The sequence below is a fragment of the Lapillicoccus sp. genome, assembly GCF_025353065.1.
Lineage (GTDB): Bacteria > Actinomycetota > Actinomycetes > Actinomycetales > Dermatophilaceae > Lapillicoccus.
The window spans coordinates 1-2,553 of record NZ_JANXRJ010000156.1; the positions used below are offsets into that span (position 1 = coordinate 1).

Annotated in this window: 3 protein-coding genes; all 3 read right to left on the reverse strand. The window is 68.9% G+C overall.

Features of this window, described 5'->3' with window-relative positions:
* Positions 1 to 496: DUF1295 domain-containing protein (locus Q0R63_RS12610; RefSeq protein WP_295697681.1), on the reverse strand; the 496-nt coding region annotated here is incomplete at its 3' end.
* Positions 497 to 507: 11 nt separating this feature from the next.
* Positions 508 to 1,830, reverse strand: a complete 1,323-nt coding sequence (locus Q0R63_RS12615; protein WP_295697682.1) for a cyclopropane-fatty-acyl-phospholipid synthase family protein — start codon at positions 1,828 to 1,830, stop codon at positions 508 to 510.
* On the reverse strand, positions 1,827 to 2,553 hold a 727-nt coding region (locus Q0R63_RS12620), incomplete at its 5' end, for a class I SAM-dependent methyltransferase (RefSeq protein ID WP_295697684.1). The genes Q0R63_RS12620 and Q0R63_RS12615, both read right to left, overlap by 4 nt.

The following is a 2,553-nucleotide window of genomic DNA, read 5'->3' on the forward strand; positions in this document are numbered from 1 at the left end:
TGAAGGCGGAGAGCTGGGCGTCGCCGGTCGCCTCGAAGACGACCCCGAGCAGCCAGATCAGCGCTCCGAGGACGACGACCCAGACGACTCCGCCACCGGCCGCGGCCGAGACCTGCAGCGGCAGCGAGATGAACCAGATGAGGACGCCCTGCAGGCCGTAGACCTTGAGGATGACGGCGACCGTGCTCTTGCCCTCCTTCATCTTCGCGTAGCGCGGGTCCTCGGGCTTGCCTCTGTTCTTGCGCCCGATGTGCCACGTGAGCCGGCCGGCCCAGATCGCCACGAGGGCGAGCAGGAGCAGCCGCCGGGTCCCCGACCCGTGGCCCACGAGAGCCGAGACGAGGGCGACGGCGATGAAGCCGAGTCCCCATGCCGTGTCGACGACGCTCACCTTCCCGGCGCGGGCTCCGATGATGCCGGTGACCGTCATGAGGGCCGCGACGGCGAGGACGGAGATCCCGCTGACGAGAAGGAGGTTGCCGAAGGAGAACGTCATGCGATCAGTGTCTAGGACCAGGTCGACGGACGCACCATCGGGAGGCGGTTGTGGCCACGCGCGTCGTTCTTGACGGCGAGGATCTGGTCGACCCCCATGCGGCCGTCGCGGAAGGCCATCGAGCTACCGACCATGTAGAGCCGCCAGACCCGCGCGACCTCTTCGCCGACCATCGACACCGCGGTGTCCCAGTTGCTCTCGAACGTGTCGTGCCAGGCGTCGATGGTCCTCACGTAGTCCTCGCGCATCATGTGCACATCGCGCACCTCGAGTCCGCCGCGCTCGAAGAAGTCGACGGTCTCACCCACCGGGCGCATCGTCATGTCGGGGGCGATGAAGGACTCGATGAACGGCCCACCACCGGGAAAGCGACCACGACGCGACATCTGCTGGACGAGCACGCGCCCGCCCTCGACGACGTTGCGTCGCAGGACATCGACGTAGGTCGCGTAGTTCTTCTCCCCGACGTGCTCCCCCATCTCGATGGAGGCGACGGCGTCGAAGTTGCCGTCGCGGACGTCGCGGTAGTCCTGGAGCCGGATCTCGACACGGTCCTCGAGACCGCGCTCCTTGATCCGCTCGTCGATGAACTTCTTCTGCTCCCGGGCGATCGTCACACCGGTGACCTTCGCGCCGAAGTGCTCCGCGGCATACAGGCTGAGCGAGCCCCAGCCGCAGCCCACGTCGAGGAAGCGCATGCCGGGCTCGAGCCCGACCTTGCGGCAGACGAGGTCGAGCTTGTCGCGCTGCGCGTCCTCGACGGTATAGCCGGGGGCGTCGGAGGTCCAGTAGCCGCAGGAGTAGGCCATGTGCGGATCGAGGATGAGCGAGTAGAACTCGTTGGACAGGTCGTAGTGGTGGTGGATCGCCTGACGGTCGCGCAGCGCCGAGTGCAGCCGGCCGGACAGCTTGGCCTGGCTCGCCGGGGCGACGGGCGGCGTCCCGATGGCGCCGAGCTCCTTGGCCGCGCGGACGACGGTGGCGATGACCGAGGGCGTGGGCCGGATGCCGGAGAGTCCTCGCTGCGCCGCGACGTCCCAGACGTGGGTGAGGGTCTCGCCGAGGTCGCCCTCGACGTCGATCTCACCGGTGACGTAGGCCTGCGAGACGCCGAGCTCGCCCGGGTGCCAGATGAGTCGGCGCAGGGCGTTGGCGGAGTTGAGCGAGACGTGGGGCGCGTCGACGGGGCCGGCGCTCGAGCCGTCCCAGGCGGTCAGGTGCACCGGGAGCTCGCCGCCGACGACGGACCGCAGCGCGGTCGCGATGACCTGGGCCACCCCGTCCGGACTCGGGGTCCGCGTCGTGGAGGTGGGACGGGAGTCGGTGGTGGTCATGACTGCGGACCTTCGCGCTCGAGGAGGATCTGCTGGACGTCGATGTAACCGGACTGGAAGCCACCGCGAGAGTACTCGAGGTAGAAGTGCCACATCCGGCGGAAGACGCCGTCGAAGCCGAGGTCGTCGACCTCCGCACTGTGAGAGGCGAACTGCTCGTCCCAGAGGCGCAGCGTCTGGGCGTAGTGCTGGCCCATCGTGAGCCGGTCGGTGACCCGCAGCGTGGTGTGCGTCGAGGTGAGGTCCTCGATGACCTCCGTCGACGGAAGGAAGCCGCCGGGGAAGATGTACTTGTGCACCCAGGTGTAGGTGTACTTCGTCGCGAGCATCCGGTCGTGCGGCATCGTGATGGCCTGGATGGCGACCTTGCCGCCGAGGGCCAGCAGCGAGTCGATCGTCTCGAAGTAGGTCTGCCAGTACTGGTGGCCGACGGCCTCGATCATCTCGACGGAGACGATCGCGTCGTAGACCCCGTCGACGTTGCGGTAGTCGAGCAGGTCGACGGTGGCGACGTCGGCGAAGCCCGCATCGGCGATCCGCTGACGGGCGAGCGCCTGCTGCTCGCTCGAGAGGGTGACCGAGCGCACGGTCGCCCCGCGCTTCGCGGCGCGGATCGCGAGCTCGCCCCAGCCGGTGCCGATCTCGAGGACGCGGCTGCCCGCGACGACCCCGGCCTGGTCGAGGAGCCGGTCGATCTTGCGCTGCTGGGCCGCGGCGAACTCG

What these genes read in the sequence shown, in the direction of transcription:
- Q0R63_RS12615 (WP_295697682.1), bottom strand. Translation starts at nt 1,830, where the DNA reads ATGACCACCACCGACTCCCGTCCCACCTCCACGACGCGGACCCCGAGT.